Source organism: Mariniflexile fucanivorans, from assembly GCF_004341235.1.
Classification (GTDB): Bacteria; Bacteroidota; Bacteroidia; order Flavobacteriales; family Flavobacteriaceae; genus Mariniflexile; species Mariniflexile fucanivorans.
The window spans coordinates 144909-165695 of the sequence record NZ_SLUP01000008.1 but is presented as its reverse complement, the minus strand read 5'-3'; the positions used below and the strand labels follow the sequence as shown (position 1 = coordinate 165695).

At 31.4% G+C, this 20787-nt stretch carries 21 protein-coding genes; 4 read left to right on the top strand and 17 right to left on the bottom strand.

The features are described 5' to 3' along the window. Window positions 1-2 precede the first annotated feature (2 nt). From EV196_RS16090 to EV196_RS16080, 3 genes are read right to left on the bottom strand one after another with little or no spacing between them, the layout of a single operon-like run. A complete protein-coding gene (locus EV196_RS16090) occupies window positions 3-1457 on the bottom strand; it encodes a peptidylprolyl isomerase (protein WP_132218803.1) in 1455 nt (484 codons plus the stop codon). Then, window positions 1420-2271, bottom strand: a complete 852-nt coding sequence (locus tag EV196_RS16085; RefSeq protein ID WP_132218802.1) for a peptidyl-prolyl cis-trans isomerase — start codon at window positions 2269-2271, stop codon at window positions 1420-1422. Before EV196_RS16085 ends, EV196_RS16090 begins: the two co-directional genes overlap by 38 nt. Next, window positions 2272-4227, bottom strand: a complete 1956-nt coding sequence (locus EV196_RS16080) for a peptidylprolyl isomerase (RefSeq protein WP_132218801.1) — start codon at window positions 4225-4227, stop codon at window positions 2272-2274. 144 nt (window positions 4228-4371) lie between these two features. On the opposite strand from EV196_RS16080, the gene EV196_RS16075 reads away from it, so the two are divergent. Together EV196_RS16075 and EV196_RS16070 are read left to right on the top strand one after the other, a co-directional pair. Continuing rightward, window positions 4372-4608 carry a hypothetical protein gene (locus EV196_RS16075; RefSeq protein ID WP_132218800.1) on the top strand — a complete coding sequence of 79 codons (237 nt, stop codon included), beginning with the start codon at window positions 4372-4374 and terminating at the stop codon, window positions 4606-4608. Between the two features lie 221 nt (window positions 4609-4829). Further along, window positions 4830-5528 (top strand): outer membrane beta-barrel protein, encoded by a 699-nt coding sequence (locus EV196_RS16070; RefSeq protein WP_132218799.1) that lies wholly within the window; start codon window positions 4830-4832, stop codon window positions 5526-5528. Between the two features lie 222 nt (window positions 5529-5750). Here EV196_RS16070 and EV196_RS16065 read toward each other — a convergent pair whose 3' ends face one another. The 13 genes from EV196_RS16065 to EV196_RS16005 all read right to left on the bottom strand — a co-directional run bounded on the left by EV196_RS16065 (window position 5751) and on the right by EV196_RS16005 (window position 18223). Then, the gene (locus tag EV196_RS16065; RefSeq protein WP_132218798.1) at window positions 5751-6452 is read right to left on the bottom strand and encodes a response regulator transcription factor; all 702 of its coding nucleotides are present in this window, start codon (window positions 6450-6452) and stop codon (window positions 5751-5753) included. Window positions 6453-6454: 2 nt separating this feature from the next. Continuing rightward, window positions 6455-8026 carry a sensor histidine kinase gene (locus EV196_RS16060; protein ID WP_165876183.1) on the bottom strand — a complete coding sequence of 524 codons (1572 nt, stop codon included), beginning with the start codon at window positions 8024-8026 and terminating at the stop codon, window positions 6455-6457. A gap of 76 nt (window positions 8027-8102) precedes the next feature. After that, a complete protein-coding gene (coaE, locus tag EV196_RS16055) occupies window positions 8103-8690 on the bottom strand; it encodes a dephospho-CoA kinase (RefSeq protein ID WP_132218797.1) in 588 nt (195 codons plus the stop codon). Further along, window positions 8687-9646 (bottom strand): YbbR-like domain-containing protein, encoded by a 960-nt coding sequence (locus EV196_RS16050; protein WP_132218796.1) that lies wholly within the window; start codon window positions 9644-9646, stop codon window positions 8687-8689. Before EV196_RS16050 ends, coaE begins: the two co-directional genes overlap by 4 nt. After that, window positions 9640-10650: a glycosyltransferase gene (locus tag EV196_RS16045; RefSeq protein WP_132218795.1), complete on the bottom strand. Its 1011-nt coding sequence runs from the start codon at window positions 10648-10650 to the stop codon at window positions 9640-9642. The genes EV196_RS16050 and EV196_RS16045 overlap by 7 nt, the downstream gene beginning before the upstream one ends. A gap of 112 nt (window positions 10651-10762) precedes the next feature. Beyond that, on the bottom strand, window positions 10763-11581 hold the full coding sequence (locus EV196_RS16040) for an enoyl-ACP reductase FabI (RefSeq protein ID WP_132218794.1): 819 nt from the start codon (window positions 11579-11581) through the stop codon (window positions 10763-10765). A gap of 57 nt (window positions 11582-11638) precedes the next feature. Further along, window positions 11639-13291 carry a DNA repair protein RecN gene (recN, locus tag EV196_RS16035; protein WP_132218793.1) on the bottom strand — a complete coding sequence of 551 codons (1653 nt, stop codon included), beginning with the start codon at window positions 13289-13291 and terminating at the stop codon, window positions 11639-11641. 126 nt (window positions 13292-13417) lie between these two features. Continuing rightward, the gene (gene porD, locus EV196_RS16030) at window positions 13418-14305 is read right to left on the bottom strand and encodes a type IX secretion system protein PorD (protein ID WP_132218792.1); all 888 of its coding nucleotides are present in this window, start codon (window positions 14303-14305) and stop codon (window positions 13418-13420) included. Then, window positions 14298-15509, bottom strand: a complete 1212-nt coding sequence (gene coaBC, locus EV196_RS16025) for a bifunctional phosphopantothenoylcysteine decarboxylase/phosphopantothenate--cysteine ligase CoaBC (protein ID WP_132218791.1) — start codon at window positions 15507-15509, stop codon at window positions 14298-14300. Before coaBC ends, porD begins: the two co-directional genes overlap by 8 nt. 11 nt (window positions 15510-15520) lie before the next feature. Beyond that, on the bottom strand, window positions 15521-15847 hold the full coding sequence (locus tag EV196_RS16020) for a DNA-directed RNA polymerase subunit omega (protein ID WP_132218790.1): 327 nt from the start codon (window positions 15845-15847) through the stop codon (window positions 15521-15523). Window positions 15848-15859: 12 nt separating this feature from the next. After that, window positions 15860-16687, bottom strand: coding sequence for an outer membrane protein assembly factor BamD (locus EV196_RS16015; protein WP_132218789.1), 828 nt, complete (start codon window positions 16685-16687; stop codon window positions 15860-15862). Window positions 16688-16824: 137 nt separating this feature from the next. Further along, window positions 16825-17703, bottom strand: a complete 879-nt coding sequence (gene dapA, locus EV196_RS16010; protein ID WP_132218788.1) for a 4-hydroxy-tetrahydrodipicolinate synthase — start codon at window positions 17701-17703, stop codon at window positions 16825-16827. Continuing rightward, window positions 17696-18223: a DUF6913 domain-containing protein gene (locus EV196_RS16005; RefSeq protein ID WP_132218787.1), complete on the bottom strand. Its 528-nt coding sequence runs from the start codon at window positions 18221-18223 to the stop codon at window positions 17696-17698. The genes dapA and EV196_RS16005 overlap by 8 nt, the downstream gene beginning before the upstream one ends. Before the next feature lie 59 nt (window positions 18224-18282). Here EV196_RS16005 and EV196_RS16000 point away from each other — a divergent pair, with 59 nt between their 5' ends. Then, complete coding sequence (locus EV196_RS16000) at window positions 18283-19041, top strand: 5'-nucleotidase C-terminal domain-containing protein (protein WP_132218786.1); 759 nt, start codon at window positions 18283-18285, stop codon at window positions 19039-19041. Between the two features lie 110 nt (window positions 19042-19151). Next, window positions 19152-20069, top strand: coding sequence for a bifunctional metallophosphatase/5'-nucleotidase (locus EV196_RS15995; RefSeq protein ID WP_132218785.1), 918 nt, complete (start codon window positions 19152-19154; stop codon window positions 20067-20069). Here the strand turns inward: EV196_RS15995 and EV196_RS15990 are convergent. Further along, the gene (locus EV196_RS15990; protein ID WP_132218784.1) at window positions 20066-20767 is read right to left on the bottom strand and encodes a hypothetical protein; all 702 of its coding nucleotides are present in this window, start codon (window positions 20765-20767) and stop codon (window positions 20066-20068) included. The two genes, EV196_RS15995 and EV196_RS15990, sit on opposite strands and share 4 nt — an antisense overlap. Between the last annotated feature and the right edge of the window lie 20 nt (window positions 20768-20787).

Genomic DNA, 20787 nt, shown 5'->3' with positions numbered 1-20787 from the left:
GTTTACTTTTTTAACCAGTTGCTAGAAAACTCACAATCTCTATGTTCTCCGCTAATTTTTATATAAGTATCTAAAATTTTCTCTTCTTGCCATTTTGCAATTGCATTTATTCTCTTTTCATCTAAAGCTAAGCTTTTAATTTTTAAATAATCGCGAGCGTAATCTGCTTCATGCTCATTAACTCTGTCGGTAACCATTAAAATTTTAAATTTCACTTTACCAGTTCGGTCTTCCTCTTTTAAAACAAGACTCACTTCATTATCTTTCAAATTTTGAATTTGAGAATATAACTCTGGTTCCATCCTGGTTAATTCAAAATTATAGTCTTGTGTGGTTGGGTTTATTAATTGACCACCATCACCTCGGGTTTCTTTTTCATCACTAGCTTCTCTTGCTGCATCAGCAAAAGAAATTTTACCATCAACAATACGTTCTCTAATTTTTTCTAAACGTTCTTTAGCTTCATTAACAGCTTCAGTAGATACTTTTGGTGATAATAAAATATGAGCGACATCGTATTCTTGTCCTCTAATTTTATCACATTGTATGATATGGTACCCATAATCGGTTTCAAAAGGTTCCGATATTTCGCCTTCTTGAAGTGAAAAAGCAACTTGTCTAAACTCTTTAACCATTCGAGGTTGTTTTCTGTTTAGCGTGTATTTTCCACCTTTACTTGCCGATCCTGGATCTTCTGAATATAAAACGGCTTTAGAACGGAAACTAGCACCGTTTTCAATAATATCAGCTTTAAATTCCTTTAACCTGTTTATAACACGTTGTTTTTCTTCTTCTGATACTTTAGGTTCAGCAACTATTTGGGCTACTTTTAACTCGGTACCAAATGTAGGGCGTTCTTCTTTAGGTATTCTTTCAAAAAAAGCACGTACTTCTTCAGGTGTTATCTCAATTTCCTCAACAATTTTAGCTTGCATTTTTTTAGCTAACTCATTGGTTTTATTGATTTCGAACATTTCGTCTCTAAAAGATTTTTCATCGTCTTTTTTATAAAACTCTAAAAGTTCTTTCATAGACTTACCAGATTGCGCTAAAAATTGCTCGACTTGATAATCTACATTTCTTCTAATTTCAGCATCAGGCACTAAAATACTATCCTGTACTGCTTGGTGAGCATATAGTTTGTCTTCTAATAGCTTTCCGAATAATTCACATGGTTTAATATCATCTGTATTAACACCTTGTGCTTGCAATTGCAAATAGGCTTTATCAACATCTGAATCTAAAACAATATAGTCTCCCACTACAGCAGCAACCCCATCTACTTTTTTAGCATTTTGAGTTTTAGTTGTGTCTACTTTTTTAGGTGCTTCCTCTGCTATCACATCATCAATTACTTCTTGTGCAGTTATATTGTTTACCAACAATAGGGTTATACATAAAAACCCAAGGTGTTTCAAATTATTTGTAAATTTCAAATTGTTTATTTTTAATAGCATCTTTAGTAATATCTTTTTCTAATTCTCTAATAAGTTCAAGCTTTCTTTTATTAACGACAATTTGGTCTATAGTTGGCCTTACATACTCTAAGGGCGCTGTATCATTTCGAAGTAAAACGTCGTTAATTTGCATCAAATATACTCCTAATGAGTCTTTGAGTTGTATAAAATTAGATTTTTTTAACAGTTGATTTTTATTTTCGGGTGTAATAGCTGAAATTCTGTTGACTACTTGGCTGGCTTTAATCCAAATAGTATCATTTAAAGAATACGATTTGAACTGAATTGAAATAGCATTTAGATCTTTTTTGTCTTTGGAATTGAAGCGTTTAAACTTTTCAACAACGGAGCTATAATTAAGAATATTTTCATCCAAATGAATATATCTGAACTTAAGCAATTCTTCATTTAATTTAAATACATCTTTATTTTGGTTGTAATAATTTTCGGCTTCTTGGGTCGTTACTACCGTATCCATATCTCTTTTTACCAACGCTTCAATATACGCCTTGGTATACAAATCGTTTTTATATTGCTTTATTAATTTGTTAAATTCGTCTTGTTTTAACTCGCTTAAATTCACTTTAGCACCATCTATAAATAACTGTTGGGTTGCCCATCGGTTAATAAAGTTTTGAACCACCAACATACTATCTTCTTTGGGTGTTCCTTCAGACACTAAATCTTTAATATCTTCATAATACAAATAGGTGTCATTAACCCTAGCGACAGGTACCCTGTCGTCTGTTTTTTTAAAAAAGTCGCACGAAGTAACAACAATTAAAAGAAAAAATATGAAAATTTTATTTCGCACTTACTGGTTTTTTATTTGAGCTTTCACACTTTTTAAAGCCTCTTGGTTTAAAACTACTTTATATTTATCTGCCAACTCTTTTAGCCATTTTTCTTCTTTATACGTTTGATAATCACTTATAATTAAACCCTTAGCCTCTTCCAATGTTTTTTGAGTTTCTGGCAAGACCTCTTTTACTTGAACTAAAACAAAGGCATTATTATGATTGTATATTTTAGAGATTCCTTTTTTAAACTCAAACGCTTTTGGCAATGCTTGGTGGGTGGCATCCATAGTATCCACTGTAAAGATAACGTCTATTTTGTTATTACTATTAATAAGCCCCTTAATTTGCGGCAATGCCATTCCTTTTTTTAACAGTTTTGCTACTTTTTTAAGCGTTTTTTGGTCTTTTGATGAAGCAACAACCGCATCAATACGTTTTGGAGTTGTGTACTTGATTTTGTTTGAGTTATAGTAATTTTCAATTTCTAAAGAATCGGTTTTAGCCGTATTCCAAATAGTTGTTTCCATTAAATCGAACAATAATAAACCATCTCTATATTCTGCCACGACATTTGCAAATTCTTCATTTTCGTTTTCTAGGTTATCTTCTTGGTAAGTTACTAAATTAGTATTTAAAAACGTGTTATAATGCTTTGAAACTAAAGTTTTAAAATTGGAGTTAGCGGCAGTATTACGCTGTACGGAAACTAAATAATCGCCAAAATCTTTATAGGTTAATTGCTTGTTCCCTATTTTAACAAGAGGTTTTTCTGCAGTAAAACCTTTAGGCAGTTGCCATGTGTTTTTAAAGTAATCTTCATTTAAAATAGATACAAAATAAGCCAATGCTGGATTTTCTTCTGAAATGTTATACTTCGCTTTAAGTTTGGCATATAATGCCTCATCTATTAATTTAGAACGTTCATCGCGTTTTACTTTTTGTTCTAATTCTGGTTTCATTTCTTCATAAGACGCTATAGATTTTTTACCTAACAACTTAACAATATGCCACCCATAAGTTGATTTAAAAGGTTTGGAAACATCGCCTATTTCCTTTAGTCCAAAAGCAGTATTTTCAAACTCTTCCGAGTTAATTTGTCCGCCAGAAAATGGTGCTAACTTACCACCGTTAGGTGCCGAATTTCCATCATCCGAAAATTGTTTTGCTAACGCTTCAAAATCTTCACCTTGATTTAGTTTTTTGTAAATATCTTGAATTCTATCTTCTGGTTTTTCAGCTAAGGAGTCACCTGGCTTTTCAACAACCATAATATGAGCTACGGTACGCTCTCCTCTCGATTTTCTTTTATCTTGCACATATACAATATGATAGCCAAACTGGGTTCTAAACGGTTGCGAAACAGCACCAGATTTGGTATTAAAAGCTGCATTTTCAAAAGCATAAACCATTCTGAAACCTGAAAAATAACCTAAATCTTCACCATAAACTGTTTGCCCATTGTGTACTTCTTTTCTAACTTTTTCAAAACCTTCTTTTAAAGCTCTTTCTCGTAATTTTATAATAGAGTTATAAGCCGCCAACGTATCTTTGGGATTCGCGTTTTCTGGAATTTTAATTAAAATATGCGACGCTTTAACGTCGTTGGAAATACGTTCGTAGGCTTCTTGCACCAAGGCATCTGTTACTTTGGAATCTGAAATAAAACTTTTAGCTAACTGTTTTTTATAAGTATCTAGTTCGCGTATGTAAGTAGGTTTCTCTTGAAGTTCTAAGGCTTTAGCTTCTTTTAGTTTTAATTTGTAATTGGTAAAAAGTGACAAATATTCATCTACATCTTTTTGAGATTCATCTTGAACCAAATCTAAATTCTTATTATAAACTCTTAAAAATTCCGACACATAAACGGGTTCATCATCTACTGAAAAAAGGACTTCTTCTTTGGTAGATTGACCGTAAACATTAAAAATTGCTGCTGAAAAAAATAAAATAATTAAATATTTATAATTCATTTGAAAAGAAAATTAATTGGTAGCACAAAAATAGTAATATAAACCTTTTATGCAAGTTGCTTTAACAAACGATTAAAAAGATAAAATATTACCATTTTACATGATATATTTTTACCTTTCAGAATTACTTAATCATTTAAAATAATGCGACAACTAAAGTTAATATGGGATTTTCATGGACCAGACGCCAGTAAAATTGCTGAACACCACGAAATTCATTTAAAAGAGTACATAAAAATTGAAAAATTAGATATTACCATCATAGGTTTTGAAGTCTTGAATGAAGCACATGCTATCGCTTTTTTGGTGGTGAATGAGCCAGACATGAAGCCTATTCGAGATGCTTTAAAACCACACAGAGGTGAGGTTTATTTAAATTAATTTGATGTGAATTCTTCATATCGCATTTAGAAAAACCCATTTTATTGCAATACGAAGGCTATCCCATAAATTTTCACAAAGTGATTATTAAAAAATTATAGACGTGACACCTTATATTTAAATATAACTTTACCAGAAAAATCAACTAAATTCGTTTAATAAGCGATAAAGCTCATTGAAACAGAACTTTATATTTATAACGCAATACATTATTAAAAAAAATGAAAATTAATACTTTAACGTTTCTGTTTATATTCTGCGCAGTTTCAATTTGGTCTCAAAATAATAAATTAAGTATTGGAATTTCTGGTAAGTTGGAATTCAGTAATTACGAATTTAAAAAAACTCCACCTAATACTAGCGATATTTATAATCCATTTGAAGGGTATTCTAATGCAAACAATGTTTATAATCCGTTAATAGGGTATTCAATAGGACTAAATTTTTTTTATGATTTAAGTGAAAAAATATCAGTTGGAACTGGAATTGCCTACGCATCGGAAGGTTACGAACTTTTATATAATTACAATTCTTTAACAAACGTAATTCCTCCTACCAAAAGCGAATTGAAAGTTTACTATTTAAGAGTTCCAATAAAAGTTGGTACGACACTTTTTAAATTAGGCAAGTTAGATCTCAAACCGTCTTTGAGTACCATTTTTGATTTTCAAATTGATAAAAAAGAAAATATTTATTATCAGGATGGCTTAAATGGTGAAAGTAAATATTTAGGCAATGATATAAATCAAACATTATTATCTCTTTGTCTAGATTTTGGATTTGAATATAATGCTAAAGAGAATTTAAGCATGGTTTTTGCCCCATTCATATCAAAAAGATTAACAACTCTAGATGAAAACAGAATGAAATCAACTAAACTTTCCTATGGAGTAATTTTTAGTATAAATTACAAAATATAAAAAAGCATTACAATAACACGTTGTAAAAGAAATTGCTATTTTAAGCTAAACCAAAGTTATTTGTCAGTTTGTTGGCTTCTGATTTTCCTTTGGAAAATCCTTTTTCAAAAACACGCAACTTTCCATATAAAAACGTTAAACGAACACTCCAAAGTTCATAAAACACAAAAAAAATCCAGCTAAAAGCTGGATTTTCAATATCTAAATACTGTTTTTTTTTAACTAGTTTACCACCAATCTAAAACCTTCACCGTGTATGTTTAGTATCTCCACTTTTTCATCAAGTTTTAAATACTTACGCAGTTTTGCAATGTACACATCCATACTACGTGAGGTAAAATAATTATCGTCTCTCCAAATTTTGGTCAGTGCTAATTCACGAGGCATTAAATCGTTTTCATGCAATGCCAATAAACGTAACAATTCATTTTCTTTAGGAGATAGTTTAACAGGATCTCCGCCATCAAATTTTAAAAAACGAAGCTTCGAATTTAAATCGAATCTTCCGATTTTAAATTCAAATTGTTTACTATCGGAAATCGTTTCAGTGGCTTTACGTTGCATGATGGCTTTAATTTTCATGAGCAACACTTCACTATCAAACGGTTTGTTTAAATAATCGTCAGCTCCAACTTTATAACCTTTTAAAACATCCTCTTTCATGGTTTTTGCCGTTAAGAAAACAATAGGCACATCGGTATTCTTTTCGCGTATCTCTTTTGCTAAAGTAAACCCATCTTTATAAGGCATCATAACATCTAAAATACATAAATCGTAATCGTCCTTTTTAAACTTTTCGAAGCCTTCCATTCCGTTTTTAGCATGAACAACATCATAATCGTTCATCATCAAATAATCTTTAAGAATGATTCCAAAATTCGGATCGTCTTCAACTAATAATATTTTCTTTTTTTGCTCTTCCATGTTTATGATATTATTGGAAGCTTTATTATGAATGTGCTTCCTTTGTCTTTTTCACTTTCTACTGATACATAACCTTGATGGTCTTCTACAATACGCTTTACATAGGCCAAACCTAAACCATGACCTTTTACGTTGTGAATGTTTCCGGTATGTTCTCTATAAAATTTTTCGAACACACGTTTGGCAGCTGCTTTACTCATACCACTACCATGATCTTTTATTTTTAACAAAATATTGTTTCCAACATTTTCGGTATGTACTTCTATTTTTGGTGCATCTGGAGAATACTTAATGGCATTATCCAGAATGTTTACTATTACATTTGTAAAGTGGGTTTCGTTTGCTAAAACAGTCGATTTTGGTGCATCAAAAAATGTTTTGATATAACCCTGTCTGTCTTCAACTATAAGTTCAACATGCGTTATGGCATCTTCCACTAAGTCGTTTAAATCTAACCTATCCTTACTTATATTTAATTCGTTTTTCTCAAGTTTAGATATTCTTAATACGTTTTCCACTTGGGCGTGCATGCGTTTATTTTCTTCTTTTATCATTGCCAAGTAACGCATCACTTTTTCCTTATCATCAATAATTTTTGGGTTCTTTATAGCATCCAAGGCCAAATTTATGGTGGCAATGGGTGTTTTAAACTCATGCGTCATGTTATTGATAAAATCTGTTTTTATTTCAGATATTTTACGCTGTTTAACTAATTGGTACAAAGCACTTCCGTAAGCTAAAATAATGATGGATGTAAAAATAACCGATAATAAAATCATGCCCATAATAGACGATAAAATAAACTTTTTATCATCTGGAAAACTAACCAACAGTTTGTATGTGCTTTGGTTGTTTTCATTGTAAAACATAAACACACTAAATGCCGATTCGTCGTAATTTTCAAAATTATCACTACGTACCCTTGTAGCTAAACCATTACTGTAAATAGCAAATTCATAATCGATGTTAATGCCATCTTCTTTTAGTTTTTCCGATAATAACTTTTGAATTTCTTCTTTAGTAACACGTTTATGAATTGGTAAACGGGATGCTAAATCTTTATAAACATCTTCAAAAACAATTTCATCGGTGCTCGACATTTTGTCTAAAAGCAACAATTTATCGTTTGTACTTAAATCTAAATCCAAACTAGAACCACCATTTTGGTACACTTTGGTTTCACGATTGCTTAAAATACGTTTTACGCTAATGGTATCTAAACCTATGTCAAAGAGCGACGAATTAAACTTATAATTCTCTTCTAAAGTGCCGTTTCTGTAAATTGTGGTCTCTTTAGAGTCTAAATCTTCTTTAATAATATATAAATTTCTTATGGCCGCAGTGTCAACTTTAACACCTTGGGAAATTAAATCTTGAAGTTTATATACATATTCTGAGTACTCACGTTTTTCAATAGTATTTGAAACATAATTAAGTACTTTATTTACATTAAACCTAAAACGTTCCTTTTCATTCCTTACAGAATTGTTAATGTAATATGCCTGAACAAAAATAATTCCTATAAGAGACAAACTCATTAACAGGATTAATAATACAAATAATTTCTTGCCCATTGTTCAAAATTAACATTTTAACATTTAGTGCTCATGCCTTTTAACCTTACATTAACAAAAATGTTAAAATTTGTGTTTATTCTATCGATTTAATAATTTTAACATGAATTTTACTTACTTGATTTTTAGTATCTTCAAGTGTTATGTTAGTTATTACGTAATCTGAAAGTTTAATTTTTTCATCATCAGACCATTGATTTTTCATGATGGCTTCCACCCTTTCTTTAGTAGTATTGTCTCTTTTTAGCAAACGTTCTATGCGTACATCCTTTGGTGCGATAACTGTAATAACGTAATCGCATTGTTTATGCCCTCCGTTTTCAAACAAAATAGCGACTTCCTTTATAACGTAAGGAGCATTTTGTTTGGATTGCCATTTTTTAAAATGTGTAGCCACTCTTGGATGCACAATGGCGTTCATTTTTTGCAAATAAGTTTTATCATTAAAAATAATATTGGCTATAAAAGGTTTGTTCAATTGGTTATTTACATATGCTTCATTACCAAATAGTTGAATGAGTTTTCGCTTGATAACCTTGGATGTATTCATGAGCTTTTTTGCTTCCTCATCTGCAATATATACAGGGACACCCAACGCTTCAAATTGTTTGGCAACCGTTGTTTTACCACTTCCAATACCACCAGTTAACCCTATTACTTTCATTTTATAATGATGAATTCTATTCGTTGTTGTTTAATTTTTACGTTTTTAGCAGATTTTGGAAACTCAACTAACTCTGGCACTAAAAGCGATTGATTGTTTACAGCATTACTATAATCGCAAACTACCTTAAAATCTTTAGCTGAAATATTGTTGAAATTACTTAAACTTATATAATAAGATACGTTTACTTCTCTAGGAAAATATTTTAAATTAATGTTTTCTGGAACATTAACTATGGTAACCGGAATTTTTAATGTACCCTCAGTAAATTTTTCAACCGTTGCTTTTAAAATGGTTTTATCGTTTGAAAAAGTTAAATCTTTATGCTTTGTTGGAAGCTTTAATTTAACGGTTTCCGATATGTTTTTTCTAACATCATTTAATGAAATTTTTTCTGTTTGAACAAAATTCACTTGTGAAACTAAAGCTTTGGGACCAATTACTACAATGGAATCTGGTTTTAATTCATAAGGTTTAGAAACATCGAACCCCAAACTATATTTTATATCCGAATTAAGTTTAACAGGCACTTTTTTTACCATGTTTATACTATATCTAAACGTTAATATTTCTGGAGATATATTTAATAATTCAACCTGCTTATCAAACTGGGTATTTTCTAAATAAGCCTTGGATTTATTCCAGATAAAAGTAGAATCTTGTTTTTTAACATCCTTTTCAAAGTCAATTTTAATTTTTGGCTTAGCAAAATAATAGGTCAACCATTTAAAACCATGTGTTTTTAACGTGATGTTTAATACAATAGAATCATTTAGAATAATATCTTCTTGCGGAACATTTATTTTTTCAATGTTAAAAACAATCGTATTAGTGTATGTTTTTGACAGTTTGGTGAACATTAAAATGATAAACGCTAGCACTAAAAAGAAAAAAAACACATTTATTTTTTTGTTCTTAATGGAAGTTAATAAGTTTGATTTTATTTTTTTTAGCATGGTGATTTAAAAAATAAATTAGGGAAACACATTTCTGGTTTCTTTTTAAAAACATTAATAGCTAGTGTCGATTTTAAAAAACCATAGCCGTAACCAAAAAACTGAATTACAATGGCTATTAATGCTAATAACGAAACCACAACACTTTTAGTTGTAAACAGCGCTATAAAAAAAGCTGAAACAAAATAAAAAGCATAAAGCATTACGAAGCATTTTATTTGGAACACAAGTAATAAAACTGATAAAACAAACCCTAAACAAAACAACGTAGGAAACCAATAAGTTATTTTTTTTGTTGAAGGGTGCCAACTATTTAAAATAGGGCGCACCAAGCCAAATTTATGTACTTGCTTATAAAATTTGCTCCAAGACATGCGCCGTTTGTGATACACAAAAGCTTCTGGTATTAAAGTTGTTTTATAACCTAAATTCCAGAGGCGAATGGATAAATCGGGGTCTTCACCTGGGTGAATACGTCCAAAACCACCTGACGCTAAAAAAGCTTCTTTGGAAATGCCCATATTAAAACTTCGCGGTTGGAAGGTGTCCACGCTATTTTTATTACCTCGAATACCACCTGTGGTAATAACCGATGTCATTGAAAAATTAATTGCTTTTTGTAAATTGGAAAACGAATGGTGTGCCGCATCGGGACCACCAAAACAATCTACATAATTTTCATTTAAGCTTTTTTCAACTTCAAATAAATAATTTTTAGGTAAAATACAATCGGAATCTAAAATAATGAAATAGTTTCCTTTAGCATGTTGCATTCCAAAATTTCTGGAATCACCCGGACCTGAATTTCCCTTAAAAAAATAGGAAATATTCAGTTTAGAGCTAAAAGTATTTACAATTTCTTTGGATGGAATAGTAGATCCATCTTCCACAATAACAATTTCAAATTTAGTAGCTGTTTTCAACTCAACAAAACTTTGCAAAAGCTCTTGTATTTCGTCTGGACGATTATAAACAGGAATGATGAATGAAAATTGTAATTGCATAACACAAATGTAATTAAAGCAAACAAAAAAGCCACCTTAAAGCAGGTGGCTATTTTCTATATTTATAAAAGTCCTCGCGATTTTTTAAACCTTTAAGACCTTTTATTATAATTTATTGTTTGTCCATAAAGTATTCCATAACCGCGGTACTAACACCCATGTTACTAAAACCACCATCGTTATAAAGGTTTTGCAGTGTAACACGTTTTGTTAAATCACTAAATAAGGTAACCGTATAGTTTGCACAATCTAAAGCCGTTGCGTTACCAAGTGGCGACATTTTATCGGCGTAAGAAATAAACCCGTCAAAACCCTTTACACCACTACCAGCAGTTGTTAGCGTTGGCGATTGCGAAATAGTGTTTACACGCACTTTTTTATCGCGCCCAAAGAAATAACCAAAACTACGGGCAACACTTTCTAAATAGGCTTTATTATCTGCCATATCATTATAATCTGGGAACACACGTTGTGCTGCCATATAACTTAAAGCAACAATACTTCCCCACTCGTTCATAGCATCTTGCTTGTAAAGTGTTTGCATTACTTTATGGAAAGACATGGCAGAAACATCGGTTCCTTTTTGGGTCCATTCGTAATTTTGGTTCGTATAATGTTGTCCTTTTCTAACATTGATAGACATACCAATAGAATGTAAAACGAAATCAATTTTACCTCCAAGAATTTCCACAGATTGTTTCACCAAATTCTCTAAATCTTCCATAGAAGTAGCATCGGCAGGAATAATTTGAGACCCTGTTTTTTCAGCTAACTCATTAATTTGTCCCATTCTCATGGCAACTGGTGCATTGGTTAAAACAAAGGTTCCTCCTTCTTCGTGAACACGTTCTGCTGTTTTCCAAGCAATTGAATTTGAGTCTAATGCTCCAAAAATAATTCCTCTTTTTCCTTTTAATAAATTGTATGACATGCCTTCTGGTTTATATGTTGATTCGTTTTTATGTTAAATTAGTGCGCAAATATACAATTAATTCAATAATTCTTTTGCATGCGCTATTGCAGAAGATGACATTTCCAAACCGCCCAACATTTGCGCAATTTCTACAATACGTTCATCGTGGTTTAATTTCACTAAATTGGTCTGGGTTACGTTGTTAATATCTTCTTTATATACTTTGAAATGTGAATGGCCTTTTGCTGCAATTTGAGGTAAATGAGTAATAGAAAATACTTGCATGGTTTTACTCATTTGCAGCATAATATCGCCCATTTTATTTGAAATTTCACCAGAAACACCTGTATCAATTTCATCAAACATGATGGTTGGTAATTGAATGTATTTTGATAAAACAGACTTTATAGCCAACATAATACGCGATAATTCACCACCCGAAGCTGCTTTTTTGAGTTCGTTAAAATTTCCGCCTTTATTGGCCGAAAACAAAAAGGACAAGTCGTCTTTTCCGTTTGCGAAAAACGCTGTTCCGTAAACAACGTCTATTTTAAATTGTGCGTTTGGAATCCCTAAACTTCCTAAAATAGTTTCTAATTGCTCTGTTAACTTTGGAATTACTGCTGTTCTATTATTATGAATATCTTCTGAAATGGTATTTAATTCTGCTTCCTTCGTTTCTATTTCCAAACGTTTCTTTTGAATAGAATCGTCTAAATTTTCGGTGAAAGATACTTTTTCTTCTAATTGAATTTTTATTTTGATCAAATCAAGAACACTTTCTGCAACATGCTTTTGCATTAAATTATGGAGTACCCGTAATTTAGCATCGATAACCGACAATCGATTTGGGTCTGCTTCCAAATGATCTTGCAAAACATCCACTTCTTTAAAAACATCGTCCATGTCAATCAAACTGCTATTCACACGGTTGAATAAATCTTCATACTTTAACGAATAGCTAGTTAGTTTTTGAAACGTGTTTTTTAAAGTTGTTAACGCAGGAAGAATTCCAATTTGTTCTTCATTTAATATTTGATACGCCTCAGAAAGTTTTTCCTTAATCCCTTCAATATTATTTAAGGTTTCGTATTCTTCTTCAAGCAATTCCAATTCACCATCCACTAAATTGGCTTCAACCAACTCACTCAATAAAAACGAATTATAATCGTGTTCCTTAATAGCATCTGCTTGAAAATCTAAAAGTTCTTGAAGTTCTTTTTTTAATTTTTTATAGCTTTTTAACTCTAGTTTATACGTTTGAAGCGTGTCTTCGTTCTTAGCCAAAGCATCTATGACCTGAAACTGAAATTCGTTACTTGTAAGTTGTAATGTTTCGTGTTGCGAGTGGATATCAATTAAACGTTCGCCCAACAATTGCAAACTATTTAAATTTACTGGGGAATCGTTTACAAAAGCTCTAGATTTTCCAGAAGGCAAAATCTCCCTACGGATAATGGTTTGGGCTTCATAATCAAAATCTTCAGCTTTAAAAAGTGCTTGAAGTTTGTAATTTGAAATATTAAAAACAGCTTCAATTACACATTTTTCTTCAGTGTTTTTTAAACTACTTAAATCGGCACGCTTCCCAAGAATTAAAGATAAACCTCCTAAGAGTATCGATTTCCCAGCACCAGTTTCACCTGTAATTATAGAAAACCCATCGTTAAACTCCACATAAAGTTTATCAATTAAAGCGTAATTTTTTATGGAAAGTGATGTAAGCATTTTGGGTTGATGGTACTTGGTTGTTGGTATTTTGTTATTGGTTGATGGCTTTTAAATTTTTATTGAAATTTCAAATCTTAATTGCTTTGTAGCTTTGAAACTCTGAAACTTTGATACTTAAAAAGACTAAAACTTAATATTTTGCCATTTACTATTGTGCATAGGCGCTACTTTTTGAAGCGTTTCTTTTACACTGGCAATATTTACGTTGGGACCGCCACTAAAAATTTGTTCTATTTCATCTGATTTAGCATCGAAAAAAGTACGGAGTAAAAACGAGTTTGGTCTACGACTGTTCATCAGCTGAAATTGTTTTAAAGACTCAGCTATTTGCTCTTTACCTTCTTTCGCGTTACTACTCATAACATCTAAACCTTTACGGTGATACGTGTACATAACGTCCTTATATTCCTTGTAAGTTGGCGACAAAATATTGTCTATTAAAGCAAATCTACTTTGTAAACCATCTGCCAATTTCCAGCCATTAAAATTACCTTGTTGCGAATAATTAACAATGGTTTGAGCTTGTTGAAAATAAGGTTCACCACCATTTTCGGCAAACGATTCGGCATCCAAGCCTAAAACCATATATATATGAAATGCCAAAACAGAAACTAAATTAGATTCAAATTGTGTTGGGCTGAAAATTAAATTCTGAAATTCTAAATAGGTGAAATTAAAATCTTTATCATTGAAATTATAAATGGGTGTGGTAAATGAAGAACCATAAACTGGTCTTGAAGATTGCACCTGCAATGATGCCTGAAACGACTCCCCACTATAGTTTACAACATTTACAACCATACTGCAATCGATACGCTCTTGGGCTGCAAAGGTCTTATTAGTCCATTTAGTATTGTTAACAAACTCTTTTAGTTGCTTTTCTAAAGTTTTAAAAATTTGCAAATTTTCATTACCCGTTTGTTGGGCATTCACTACTACATTGCAGTTTAGCTCTTGAGAGAAACCTACAATTCCAAAACTGAATATTAAAACTATAAGAATGTTACGCATTAATTTGTTCTAAAATTTTATTTAATAAATCGGTAGCAACGGCTGCTTTCGATTTTAATTGAAACTCGGTTACGGTATCTTCTGCATCAATAAAAGTAACTTTATTTGTATCGGTTTTAAAACCAGCACCTGTATCGTTTAACGAATTTAAAACAATTAAATTTAAGTTCTTTCTTTTTAATTTGTCTTTTGCGTTTTCGAGTTCATTATTGGTTTCTAAAGCAAAACCTACTAAAAACTGATGGGTTTTAATAGCTCCCAATGATGCTAAAATATCTTTTGTTTTTTCTAGCTCTAATGTTAACGTAGATTCTTTCTTTTTTATTTTTTGAGATGCTACTTCTTTTGGTTTATAGTCGGCAACGGCTGCGGAAAGAATAGCAATATCAGCCACTTTAAAATGGTCGTGAACTGCATTGTACATATCATCTGTACTTATAACAGGAATGACTTGAATAAGGCTATTGAATACTTTTTCATGAGTTGGCCCAGTTATTAAAATTACCTCAGCACCAAGATTTGCCGAAGCCTTTGCGATTTCAAAGCCCATTTTTCCGCTAGAATGATTTCCTATAAAACGAACCGGATCAATCGCTTCATGCGTTGGACCTGCTGTAATAAGCACTTTTTTTCCTTTTAGGGGCAGTTTCTCTAAAATGTTATCTTCTAGAAAAGTTACAATATCTTCGGGTTCTGCCATTCTACCTTCACCCACTAAACCACTTGCTAATTCGCCACTAGTTGCGGGAATCATAATATTACCAAAACTGTCTAATATTTTAAAAGACTGTAAGGTACTTGGGTGGATATACATATCTAAATCCATGGCTGGAGCAAAATACACAGGACATTTTGCCGACAAATAAGTTGCTAATAACAAGTTATCACAAACGCCATTTGCCATTTTTGCTAAGGTATTTGCCGTTGCAGGCGCAATTATAAACAAATCTGCCCACAAACCTAAATCGACATGGCTATTCCATACGCCATTATCATCCTCTTCATTTACAAAAGTAGAAGATACAGGGTTTTTTGAAAGCGTTGATAAAGTTAAAGGTGTAATAAATTCTTTGGAGGCAGGCGTCATAACGACTTTTACGTTAGCGCCCAATTTCACGAACAATCTTACTAGAGAAGCTGTTTTGTAAGCGGCAATACCACCACTAATTCCTAATAGTATGTTCTTGCCGCTTAATATTGACATTTTAAAAAAGTTTACTGATTATCTTCTTCAGTATTTCTAAAATAAATTTTATCTGTTAACCATTCTTGAACAGCTAGCGCATGCGGTTTTGGTAATTTTTCATAAAATTTAGAAACCTCAATTTGCTCTTTATTTTCAAAGATTTCTTCTAAACTATCGTTGTAAGTGGCAAATTCTTCCAACTTATCGATAAGTTCTTTTTTAATCTCTGTGTTAATCTGTTCTGCACGTCTTGCGATGATTGAAATTGACTCATAGATATTCTCAGTTGGCTCGTCAATTTGATTTCTGTCGTACGTGATGGTATTAACAGGTGCATTGGTTTTCTTTAAATCCATTGTCATTGTTATTTAACTTTTAGTGCTATATTTTTTTAATTGTTCATTCAATTCCGAAGCCATTTTCTCAACTTCTTCTGTATGCTTAGAATTATTATATGCTTTTTTAAATGAATCGTGGTATTCTTTAGCTTGTTCCAAACGGTTTTTCTTTAAAGGAACTATTCCGTTTGCTGTATTCTTATATTCAACACTATTAACGGCTAGTTTATAAGCTGCATCAAACCTTAAAAATAAGGCTTCTTCACGCAAAGTAGAACCTGGAAAATCGAACATAAAATTATCAAACGACTTTACAGACGCCGGATAGTCGGAAATAGTATTGTACTGTTTTGCTATACTAAATGCTTTCTTTTCTAGCTTAAAATCTAATTCTTTCACTAATTTATTAGCTTCGGAAAGGTATTCCGATTCTGGAAACAAATTGATGAATTCTTGCAGTTTTTCAATAGCTTCCTTCGTTTCTTTTTGGTCCTTACTATAAACTGGCGACAACATGTAAGAACTTTTTGCTGCTAAAAAAGATGCTTCTTCTAGTTTTTCACTTTTTGGATAGCTAGACGCAAAACGCTCAAACTGATAGCCTGCTGTATAAAACTCCTTCATTTGATAAAATGAGTTTGAATACAAATACATGAGTTTTTCAGCTTGTGGTTTCCCTCTATAATTAGGCACTATTTGCGCAAATAATTTATTGGCTTTAGCAAATTTACCTTCGTTATACAGATCCTCTCCCATTTTAAACTTGGTAGCAATATCTTCATTTTTTAATGCTTTTTGATATTCGCTACAAGAGCTTAAAAGTGTGACAGTTATTAATATGTAAAGAAATCTCTTCATAATTTTTAAACAAGATGCAAAATTAAGTTATTAATATGGATTTTAAAAATATTATTTTACCGCTAAAATAATGGCTTAAACACAGCCATCATAAGGATTAAGTAATATTTAACAGATATATTAATTGAACTTTATTATTAAAAATTTTTTACAAACGATTTAATTTTCTCTTTTAATGCATTTGAAGCTGGCACTAAAGGCAATCTAACACTGTCTTTGCACATCCCTAAAGCTTCAAAAACACCTTTGATGCCGGCAGGATTATTTTCTTCAAAAATATAGCCAATTACATCCATTAATCTGAAATGTAGTTTATAGGCGTCTTTTGCATTTCCATTTAATCCTAAACGAATCATTTCTGAAAATTCTTTAGGAAACCCTTGACCAATTACAGAAATAACACCTGCACCTCCAGCCAATACAATACCTAAAGCTAAATCGTCATCCCCAGAGATTATTAAAAAATCTTCTGGTTTGTTTTTAATTAATTGTAAATACTGCGACACATTGTTTCCTGCTTCTTTAACGCCAATAATGTTTTTAAAACCGTTTGCCAATCGTAATGTGGTTTCAACTTCCATGTTTTTAGAAGTACGACCGGGAACGTTGTATAAAATAATATCAATAGGCGACGCTTCGGCGATCGCTTTAAAATGCTGATAAATGCCTTCTTGCGTAGGTTTACTATAATATGGAGATACCGATAAAATAGCATCGATATTGCTTAGATCGGTAGATTTTATTTCTTCTATAACCAGTGCTGTATTATTGCCTCCAATTCCTAAAACCAATGGCACACGCCCGTTATTAGTTTTAGATATAGTGTTTATAATAGCTTTCTTTTCTTCTTTTGTTATAGTAACACTCTCGGCGGTAGTACCACAAACCACAAGGTATTCCACTCCGTTTTCTATATTGAAATTTACAATATTTACTAAAGCATCATGATCAATAGTTAAATCTGATTTAAAAGGTGTAACTAATGCAACTCCAGTTCCTAGAAACTTACTATTCATTTTTAATTTTTTTTAATATAGTTAGGTACTTAAAAACTTCATCTTTAAATACGTTAAATTCTTTTAGGTTAGTTTTTATAATTAAATCGTTTAAACGCTCGTCTATTTGCAATAAGCCTATTTTAAATTCTGCCTTCGATTTGACCGTAAGTAATTTTAACTCGGTAATATCAGCTTCGTAATAACTTATCAAAACATCAAATTTGGTATTTAAAAAAGTTTGTAATTCCCCGCTTTTTACAACGCCATTCCAACCAAAATCATCTGGATTAAAACAAACATCCCAAGATTTAAGTGTTTCTTTTTTATTTGAAGAAAACGCTATAACCTTTAACCTATTTGGCATCACTTTTAAACAAGATGACAGTACATTAAACTGTTCAAAATTATCAACCTCATCTAAATTAAAGATAATCCCTAAACTTTCAACCTTCTTAGCCGAAACATTTACGTAGCGTTCGGATAACAATTTATTGATGTGTTTTTTAATAGATTTTTCTTTAAAACCTTTTAAAATCATTTTATCTTTATACTTTGCGCAAAGGTAACAAAATCGCATTCAAAAAATCTATTAAAAATATGAGGTTTACATATTTAATTTATTTGTTATATATATTACTGCTTTTCAATTGTAAGTCTCCTAAAGAGCATTTAACCAAAATTGAAGGCAAGCAAATTCAAATTACAGATTCAATAGCTGGAGATGCAGATATTGAAGCTTTTATAAAACCTTACAGAACGCACATTCAGAAGGATTTAGATAGTGTGTTGGCATATTCAGTTGACACATACACAAAAACTGAAGGAGCGTTTAATACGGCCATCGGAAATTTTATGGCAGATGCTGTTTTTGATGAATCCAACCCTATTTTTAAAAGTAAAACGGGTAAAAATATAGATATGGTTATTTTAAACCATGGCGGTATTCGGTCTATTATTAGCAAAGGAAACATAACTACCAGGACTGCCTTCGAGCTAATGCCGTTTGAAAACAGTATTGTTGTTGTTGCCATTAAAGGAACTCAAGTAGATAGTTTAATTAGCTATTTATGCAAATCTGACACACCACATCCTATTTCCAAACTTAAACTATCCGTTGATAAAAATTTTAATTTGATTGAAGCTTCAATTCAGGGTAAAAAAATTGAACCTGATAAAACTTATTATGTTGCTACCAACGATTATTTATATAATGGAGGCGACAACATGACCTTTTTTAAACCAGATGAAGGCCTTTATATTTTAGACTATAAGATACGAAATGCTTTAATTGATAATTTTAAGAAAGTGGATACCATAAGACCTGTGAGAGACGATAGGTTTATTATGAAGAAGTAATAAAGTGGCTAAGTAAAATAATATTAATAAAGCTATCTACTTTAAACTTTGTTACTCTGAAGCTTTGAAACTCTGAAACTCTGAAACTCTGAAACTTAAAAAAACAAAAAATGAAACGTAGAGATTTTATACAGCAAGTATCGGCAACAACAGCATTGGTAACTATTGGAGGTTTTGGGCTACAATCGTTCTCGACTATACCTAAAAAAACTAAAATTACTATTTTACACACCAACGATGTTCACAGCCATATTGATGCTTTTGGTCCTGAAGATGGTAGAAATGCCAATAAAGGTGGGGTTGCTAGAAGAGCACATTTAATTGAATCCATTAGAAATGAAAACCCCAACACCCTTTTACTGGATGCTGGCGATATTTTTCAAGGAACACCCTATTTTAATTATTATGGAGGTGAACTTGAATTTAAACTAATGAGCAAATTAAAATATGATGTAGCCACTATTGGCAATCATGATTTTGATAATGGCATTAATGGGTTATACGCCCAATTACCACATGCTGAATTTGAATTTATTTCTGCAAATTACGATTTTTCGAACACCATCATGGATACACATGTTAAACCATATAAGATATTCATTAAAGATGGAATAAAAATTGGGGTTTTCGGTTTGGGAATTGAACTGGATGGATTAGTTGATCCTGCTATGTCTAAAGAAACAAAATATTTAGACCCTATTGAAATAACCCAAGACATGACACAACTATTAAAAACCAATGAAAAATGTGATTTGGTAATATGCTTATCCCATTTAGGTTATGGTTACAAAACAAATCCTAACAAAATAAGCGACTTGAAATTAGCAGCTTTAACCAAAGACATAGATTTGATTATTGGAGGCCACACACATACTTTCCTACCAAAACCAACTGTTGTAAAAAATATTGAAGGCAAAAACATGTTAGTAAACCAAGTAGGATGCTACGGATTGAATTTAGGGAAAATAGATTTTTATTTTGATGCCAACAATAATAAATCCGCTAACGGGACATCTATTATTGTTTAAGATAAAACCGTATCAGAAGCATAGCTTTCTTTTAACCGTATTAACTTAGGTTTTTTAACTAAAACTTCTTCTTTATTCACCATTATATATTTAAACATAACGTAAAGCGCTAACGCATATAGTATTCTATAAAACAATTCTAATATCCAATAGTTTAAATAATATAGGTTTAAATAATTCAAAATTACAGATAAACCAAAAAACACTACCGCAGTTAAAAACAAAGCAGATTGTGTCGATTGTGTGTGTAAATACACACCAAACGATACTAAAGTTAAAACAATTAAAACAAGACTTTTTACGCCATACAAAATCACTTCTGTTGTATTTGGCATAAGCACATTTAAAATATTATATATAGTGTACAAGAAGTAAAGGCTTATTACAAAAACTACCAATAAATAAGCACCCACCAATAAATCGACTTCCAAAAGTTTAAATTTAGGAACCACTAAAATTAGTAGAAACAGATAACTTGCAATATAAAACACACTCGAAGCTTCAATTAGTTCATTTTTAGCAAAAAACAAAAAAGCAACATCCCCTAAAAAATAAAATAACAAAAAGGAGATAAATACAATACCTAAAGAGTTATATCTTACTAAAAATAAAATTAAAAATACGGGAATAAAAAGTGACGTGGCGGTTTTCAATATCAAAGTGTCATTTGTAAAAACAACAACAACATTTAATGCCATTAATATGATTAATGCACTAA